Below are 7,843 nucleotides of genomic sequence, written 5' to 3' on the forward strand. Positions count from 1 at the left end.
AAACGTTGCCGGCTTGATCTCGCGCGCTGACCGAGATGACGTTGGTGCCGTAGGTGAAAGTGACGAGAGCCGTCCAGGTTTGTTCCGCAAACGACGCCTCGGTTCCGTTGACCCACTCCTTAGGACTCCGAAACCGATAAAAAAACCCGCCTTCAAAGAAGGCGGGTAAACACCCAGACGCCCATAGCTTGTGGGTTTCGCATACATTTCTAAGCCGAGTTATTTTTAATGAGGTTTCTTCAGTAAAGTCAATACCATTTTTCAGCTTCGGGCTAATAAATGGCGCAGGATCGGATAAACATTTCACAAGGTCGCTTACTAATTAAAAAGGATTAGTCTAGTTATTTGATAAAAATAAATTCGCACTTTCCAGATAAAATAGGGTTGCAATGAATTATAGGATTAAATACTGATAGTTAAAGCATTATAATAGCGTCTACTTATTAAATGAACCTCCGGAGGAAATAAAATTTTCACGGACTTGGCACACCAGGGGCTCCCCAACCATTCTCATCGCCCAGGAGGTACACTCCGAGCTTTTGGCCAACCTTATGTATTCCGACACTCCTTTGATCACAGACAGAAGCTCTTAGTATGGCAACCGTGCTGCTGCCTGGCGCAGATGCTCCGGGGATAAGTGGGCATAGCGCAAGGTAGTTTTGATGTCGGAATGCCCCATCCACTTCCGAACCGTTGGAAGGTCAATGCCGGCCATGATCAGATGAGAGCAGCAAGTATGCCGGAGCAGGTGAATGGTGACATTCTTCTCGATCCCGGCCTTCTTGGCCAACCGCTTGAGGTTGGTGAGGATATTGTTCAGCCGGAGATCTCCGTCCTTGGTCTTGAAGATGTAACCCCGACGCTTCCCCGGAGGCGCCAGTTCCTCAAAAACCTTCCGTAGATCATCCCCGAAGGGTATTTCCCGGTGAGTCCGGGTCTTGGTCGGATGGTGTTTCTTCGAGGTAATCTTCAAAATCACACGGTCAAAGTCGATATCCGACCATTCCAGATAGATCAGCTCTTCTCGACGTATTCCGGTTTTGAGGTAAGTAAAAATGATGGGATAGTAGACCGTATTTCTGGATGCCTCCAGAAGGGCCGAAATTTCGCTCAGGGAAAGAAATTCCACCGGACCCTGATCGGAACCCCTGATGCGAGAAACGTGTCTGATAGGGCTTCTATTGATCACACCCAGTTTTTCCAAGCGGTTAAGCATAGCCTTAACCGTAGTAACCTCGATATTAACCGTCCGGCGGGAAACCTGAGCCAACCTGGTTTCCTTGTAACGCTCCATCAACGCGGGCGTAAACTGGTTGAGGGAAGTGACCTTGGTGGTGTGGAAAAATGTTTTTAAGGCACGTTTGACCAAACCAACCGTCTTGGGAGAATTATTGACATGTTGCCAGGCCAAATACCGGGCCACCATAACCTTAGCCGGACAATTCTCCAAGTCCACGGACCTGAGAATGAGACGAGCCTTAAGCTCATCTTCATACTTCTGGGCTATTTTCTTGACTGTGATTCCCCCAGGTACCTTACGGCGAATCCTTTTTGATTGACCCGAGGGAAGGGTTATATGAATATCGGTGTAGTAGTAAGGAGAACCTGATGGCTTGTAGACACTCATGGGATGGCTCTTATATTCTCCATAGTCATCCCTTATATCATATAGTTAGACGAATGCAAGACAAAATACTGTCATTGGGCGTTTTTCCCGATCAAGGAGTTCTTGTGGTATTTCTTTATAAGTTGCATTGCTTATAGTTATATATACCGCTCCCGTAGCTCAGAAGGATAGAGCGACTGCCTCCTAAGCAGTAGGTCGCGCGTTCGAATCGCGCCGGGGGCATGGGGGTATGAAGACAGCATAGAGCATAGAGCAGAGAGCAGAGCGCATAGAGAAGACCGGTCACGTCCTAATTTAAAGTTGTCACTTTCTCCTGGTTAAAACTCTGTCTTTTTTGGGGAGACCTTCCCCCTCCTCCTCCCCTCCTGAACCCCGAACCCTGAACCCTTTTTGCACCTGATTTCTCTGATTAACTCTGATTGGGGAAGAAAGGCTCTATGCCCCATGCTCCATGCCTCCCCCTCTCTCCTCCCCTCCTGAACCCTGAACCCCGAACCCTCTTTTCTCCCCCTCCATGTCTACATGGTGAACAAAGACCGCCGAAGTCCGAGCGGCGGTCAGCGGCCCTGGTACATGAGGGGGAGGTCCCCGGTCGCGCCGTAGAGGGCGCTCGTGAGGCCGCGGACGAACCATTTCCCCCGGGCGGACCGGAAGAGGGCGATATCGGCGGTCCCGTCGCCGTCGTAATCGCCGGAGGCGGGAAGGTCGGTGGATACGCCGTAGTAGGCCCGGGTGATCCCGCGCACGAACCAGCGCCCGGCGGCGCCGCGGAAGACCGCGATATCGATCGTCCCGTCGCCGTCGTAGTCGGCGGCGGCGGGAACGTCGTCGGCGGCGCCGTATGAGACGCGGGTCACCTGCCGGACGAACCACTTGCCCCGGCCGGGGCGGTAGATGCCGGCGTCGTCGGTGCCGTCGCCGTCGTAATCGCCGGGAACGGGGAGGTCGTCGGCGACACCCCAGGAGAACTTGGAGATCCCGCGCTGAAACCATTTCCCGCTGACGGGGCGGAAAAGCCCCGCCTCGGCGGTCCCGTCGCCGTCGTAGTCGGCGGGCGCGGGATCGTCGTTTTCAGCACCGTAGAAGAAGGCGGTGATCCCGCTCACCATCCATTTCCCGGTCCCGGGACGCCAGACCGCCCGGTCCCAAGCCCCGTCGCCGTCGTAATCGGCGGGCGCGGGGATATCGGCCGCAGCCCCAAAAACGGCCGAGGTCACCCCGCGCAGAAACCAACCTCCCGTCGAGGGCCGGAAAAGCGCCAGTTCGGCGGTTCCGTCCCCGTTATAATCCCCCAGAACGGCGCGGGACGAGGCGGGGACGGGCGTAGCCGTGGGTTGCGGGGATGCCGTGGGACCGGGGCTCGGAGGGGCCGACGGCGACGGCGACGGGGCCGGGGACACGGAAGGCGTAGGCGAAGGAGACGGCGCTGGAGTCGAAGAAGGAGCGGGAGACGGAGTGGAGGAAGGCGCGGGGGACGGAGCGACGGAAGGCGTGGGCGAGGGAGGGACACTGGGCGAGGGAGAGGGAGCGGGCGTCGCAGATGGCGAAGGAGACGGCGTGGCGGGAGGCGTGGGGGAAGGCGCCGGAGTCGCGGTGGCGGTGGGAGCGGCGCATGCGATGGGGTATCCTTCGTAGCGCCACACTTCGCCGGCGTCCTCGGCAATAAAAATATCGGCTTCCGTGCCGGGACAGGAGAGATCCAAGGCCACTCCTTCCTGGTTGTCCCCCGCCAGCCGGTAGGCCGCGATAATAGTTCCCGCGCTGTCCATCTCCAGGAGCAGGTTCCAGGAATCGAAGACGGCGTAGAGAGTCCGGGTGGCGGTCTCGTAGTGAAGCCCGGAAATATCGCTCAGCCCCGCGTAGGGCTGGATGACGTCGACGTAAGACACCGAACCGGAAACGTCGAGGTCGACGGCGAAGACGTAGATGCGCCCGTCGGCTTGGAGCCCGGCGTAGAAGAGGCCCCCCGGATGGGTACCCCCATAGGGGTGCTCGCCCGCCGGGACATAGGTCAGCGCCTCCAGGCCCTGGTTGGCGTCCCCCGTCATCCAGGCGGTCAAGTCCCAGCTTTTCCCGGTCAGGGCCCCGGTCCCGAAGTCGAACTCCCGGATCGTATCGGGATTTTCGATACCGATATACAGGTAGTCGGAATCGGGGTCGGCTATGGTGATTCCCTCGATGTCCCCCCCCGGGGTCCAGGTCACGGGACTTCCCCCGTCGGAGTCCATCCGGGAAACCCAGCCGTCGTCGCTGACCAGGAAAAGCTGCCCGAGACGGGTGTGCCAGACGGCCCCGCTGGGCTCGTAGCCGGCGGGGAGCCCGCCCCCGATCTCGGTCCCCGTCGGCGCCGGCCAAGCGTCGGGGGAAGACGGATCGTCGGAGGGGAAAGCGCTCAACCCGTTGGCCAGCGCCGCCAGCCAGATCCCGGCCCGGATCGCGGCCGGCGCGGCGATATTTTTCAATCCCATCGGTGTCTCGACCTCCGGGTTAAAACATACCACCAAATTCTTGTCACTGACAAATCGGGGGGATACTTATTTTAAGCCCGGGGGCGCGCGATCCGGCTCGGGGTCATGCGCCGTCGCAAGAAGGTCGGGCAGGGCTCGGCACGGCTATGGTATGTTGAAAGAATGAGAGGGACCGTCGAAGAGCTCGAACCGGGAGGAAGAAGATGAAAGCTATTTTCGTCATGGCGGCGGCGCTGGCCGCGGGAGCCGCGGCCGCGAGCGCGAGCGGGGCCGACTATAACGGGGACGGGACCGACGATGTCGCGGTCTGGCGCCCCTCCAACGGACTCTGGTCGGTCCGGGGAATCTCCCGGATCTACTACGGAACCTGGAACGACGAACCCGCCGCCGGAGATTACGACGGGGACGGGACCGACGAAGCAGCCATCTACCGGGCCACGACCGGTCTATGGGCGGTCCGGGGCATGACCAAGGTTTACTACGGCACGGCGGGCGATATCCCGGCCGGCAACTCCGACGGAGACTGGTACCGTTCCGGAACCGACCTCTGCGCCCTGGCCGCGGGCAACATCGGCATCGGGGTCGGGAACCCCGCCTACAAAATCGACGTCGTCGGCGACCGGATCCGGCTGCGCTGGTCGACCCAGAGCACGGCCGAAACCATCAACGTCCGGACCGACGGGGCCGCGGGCATCGCCGAAATCGACACCGACAACGCCGACCTCTGGCTCAAGTCCAACAGCGGGGACCTGGTCATGCAGGGGTTCGGCGGCAACGTCGGCATCGGGGTGGCCGATCCCTTCTATCCTCTCGAAATCGCCGGAGGCGCGATCATGCTGGAAGGACAAACGACCGCTCCCACGACCTCGTCCTGGGAAGCCGGAATCTATGCCCTGGGCACGAGCAACACCGAACTCTGGGCGCTGGACGGGCAAGGCAACACCACCCAGCTTTCCCCCCACGATCCCGGAAGCGGCAAGTGGATTTTCTTCTCGAAAAACATACAGACCGGGAGGGTGCTCCGGATCGAGATGGAGGAACTGATCTTCGACCTCGCCCGGGAGATGAGCCGGCGAACCGGGAAAAGCTACATCAGCGAGTACCGGGAATAATCGGCGCCGCGTTCAGTAGCGGGTGACCGCGGGAACGTCGCCCGAAGCGCCGAAGAGCGCGGAGGTGATGCCCCGCACGAACCATTTGCCCTTGGCGGAACGGAAGAGGGCGGGCTCGGCGGTGCCGTCGCCGTCGTAATCGGCGGGGGCGGGAAGGTCGGTCGCCACCCCGTATGAGACCTGGGTCAGGTTGCGGACGAACCACTTGCCCCGGGCGCCCCGGAAAACGGCGACGTCGTCGGTGCCGTCGCCGTCGTAGTCGGCGGCGGCGGGCAGATCCGTCGACACCCCGTAGGAGACCCTGGTCACTCCGCGAGCGAACCATTTCCCGGTGCCGGGGCGGAAGACGCAGGCGTCGTCGGTGCCGTCGCCGTCGTAATCGCCGGGAACGGGAAGGTCGGAGGCTGCTCCCCAGGAGAACTTGGAAACCCCGCGCAGGAACCATTTCCCGCTGCCGGGCCGGAAAATCGCCGCATCCGCGGTGCCGTCCCCGTCGTAGTCGGCCGGGGCCGGATCGTCGCCTTCGACCCCGTAGAAGCAAGCGGTGGTCCCGCTCACCATCCACCTTCCGGTCCCGGGACGCCAGACCGCCATATCCCAGGCCCCGTCGCCGTCGTAGTCGGCGGGGGCGGGAATATCGGTCGATACGCCGAAAGCGGCCGTAGTCAGGCCGCGCAGGAGCCAGCTCCCCGTCGAGGCCCGGAAGAGCGCCAGTTCCGCGGTCCCGTCTCCGTTGTAGTCGCCCGGAGTCTCGGACCCGTCCCCGGCGGTGGTGGTGGTGGTGGTGGTCGCGGTGGTGGTGGCGGCGGGGTAGACGACGTCGAAGACCGCCCAGAGGGCGGTGGGAACGGGGATCCCGTAGTAGGTCATGGAAGAGCTGTAATCCGTGTCCATGGCGATCAGGAAAAGGCCGTTGGGCCGGCCGGTCCTGGTTCCCCAGGAGTTGAGCATGATCCAAACCGGGTTGGCGGGATCGGTGTCGTCGTAACCGACGCAGCAAACCGCGTGCCCGACCCCCGAAGACGGGTCCCAGGCATGCCCGTCGACGTAGGCCATATCGATGTACTCACCTTCGGTCTGGTTGCGCCAGAAGGAATGGAAGGTGCTGCGGTCGGCGCTGTCGGGCATGTAGAATGAATACCAGACCGCCACGCCCGAATCGATTTCGGCCTTGATGTTGGCGATGGCGTCGGCCTGGGTTTCCCCGTAGGTGCTGATATAGCTCGTTCCCATCGAATCGACGGGATAGGAGGGGGAAACGCCGATCAGGGAACAGTCCAGCCCCGAGGCGGCGTCGGCGCAGGCGGAGGCGCCGTCGGCGTAAGCGGCGTTGGCGTTGCTCCAGGGCAGCGCGTAGCCGACGTCGTTGTAAAAGCCGGCGACGTCGGCCGCCCAGCCGCCGCAACAGGCGTAGTCGCCGTCGTAACAACTGTTGAGGTGCTGGACGCTGAGGCGGTCGGTTATCCCCATCTGCCGGGAGAGATCGATGGCCAGGCAGGCGATCCCCGCCCAGGCCCAGCAGTTGCCGCAGGAGCCCTGGTTGCGGGTGGCGGGGTCGTAATCGAGCCAGGAAAGAAGACTGGTATACCCGCGCCGCGACGGCCGGGAAGCCGAGGCGACGACACGGGGACCGGCCAGGTACAGGCCGTACCATTCCAGCGGCTGCCCCGGAGCGGGAACCATTACCCCCTCTTCCTCTTCGCCCGGGACCACGGCGGCCAACCGACGGGGATCGACCCGGCTGTAGCGGCCGGGCACGAATTCGGCCCGCGCCGAAGCGGAAGCGGCCACAAGGGCCGTACCCAGAATAGCGACAATGCATCCGGCCGATTTCACGTCTGCACCTCCCGGTTGGCCTGGAAATTCAAGCTACATTTTATAGAGCAAGCCTCATGCCAAGACCGCCGCTCCCACGGACGATAATTGCAAGACATTGCTCGGCATAAACCTACCATCTTCTCCGCGGGTGTGCCAAACGCGGGACCGGATAGAAATTGTTGCATTATGCCGCATGGTTAAGCGGTTAGGACGTAAAATCGGATGGCGCGGGGCAGAGCGCCCGGCTGGAAAATACTCACGATTATCCCGCGTACGACTACGTGGATTGAGGGAAGAATTCAGGAGCCCCTGCCGCGGCCCCGGGAGATTTTTGCACCTGATTACTCTGATTAACTCTGATTGGGGATGAATTCAGGGTTCAGGGTTCAGGGGGGGAGGCATAGAGCATAGAGCCCGGCATTCCCAGGCCGTATTCATCCCCTTAAAATCCTCTGTGCCTCTTGTGCCTTTTGTGGCTAATCCTCTCCCCTCCATGGTAGGGAAAGCATAGGGCATAGGAAAAAGAGGGTTCAGGGTTCAAGGTTCAGGGTTCAGGGTTCGGGGAGCGGGGGAAGCATTCAGTATTCAGTAGCCCCCTACCTCACCCCCCAATTAGGTCCACCGACCCGCCGGCCGGCAGGTCTGTGGACTGATCCGCTCCCGTCTTTCCTGAACCCCGAACCCTAAAGGGTCCGTGGCGGAGGGGTTTTCCCTATGCTCTCTGCTCCATGCTCTCTGCTTCCCTCCCCCTCAGGGGTTGGTGACGGGCAGGTCGGTGGAGGCGCCGTAGTAGGGGGCGGTCACCCCCCGGATCAGCC

Annotated in this window: 5 protein-coding genes and 1 tRNA gene; 2 read left to right on the plus strand and 4 right to left on the minus strand. The window is 61.2% G+C overall.

Annotated elements, in window-relative coordinates:
• Together PLZ73_12445 and PLZ73_12450 are read right to left on the minus strand one after the other, a co-directional pair.
• The coding region (locus PLZ73_12445; GenBank protein HOO78683.1) for a hypothetical protein at positions 1-307 on the minus strand (307 nt) is incomplete at its 3' end.
• A gap of 282 nt (positions 308-589) precedes the next feature.
• Complete coding sequence (locus tag PLZ73_12450) at positions 590-1,627, minus strand: site-specific integrase (GenBank protein HOO78684.1); 1,038 nt, start codon at positions 1,625-1,627, stop codon at positions 590-592.
• A 148-nt stretch (positions 1,628-1,775) separates the two neighbouring features.
• Between PLZ73_12450 and PLZ73_12455 the strand changes: the two genes are divergently transcribed.
• A tRNA-Arg gene (locus tag PLZ73_12455) sits at positions 1,776-1,849 on the plus strand.
• Between the two features lie 335 nt (positions 1,850-2,184).
• Here PLZ73_12455 and PLZ73_12460 read toward each other — a convergent pair.
• A complete protein-coding gene (locus PLZ73_12460) occupies positions 2,185-4,095 on the minus strand; it encodes an SdiA-regulated domain-containing protein (GenBank protein HOO78685.1) in 1,911 nt (636 codons plus the stop codon).
• 203 nt (positions 4,096-4,298) lie between these two features.
• Here PLZ73_12460 and PLZ73_12465 point away from each other — a divergent pair, with 203 nt between their 5' ends.
• Complete coding sequence (locus tag PLZ73_12465) at positions 4,299-5,207, plus strand: VCBS repeat-containing protein (GenBank protein HOO78686.1); 909 nt, start codon at positions 4,299-4,301, stop codon at positions 5,205-5,207.
• Positions 5,208-5,219: 12 nt separating this feature from the next.
• Here the strand turns inward: PLZ73_12465 and PLZ73_12470 are convergent, their stop codons facing one another.
• The gene (locus PLZ73_12470) at positions 5,220-7,043 is read right to left on the minus strand and encodes a C1 family peptidase (protein HOO78687.1); all 1,824 of its coding nucleotides are present in this window, start codon (positions 7,041-7,043) and stop codon (positions 5,220-5,222) included.
• Between the last annotated feature and the right edge of the window lie 800 nt (positions 7,044-7,843).

Source organism: bacterium, assembly GCA_035380285.1.
In the GTDB taxonomy this organism is placed as follows: Bacteria; Auribacterota; Erginobacteria; order Erginobacterales; family DAOSXE01; genus DAOSXE01.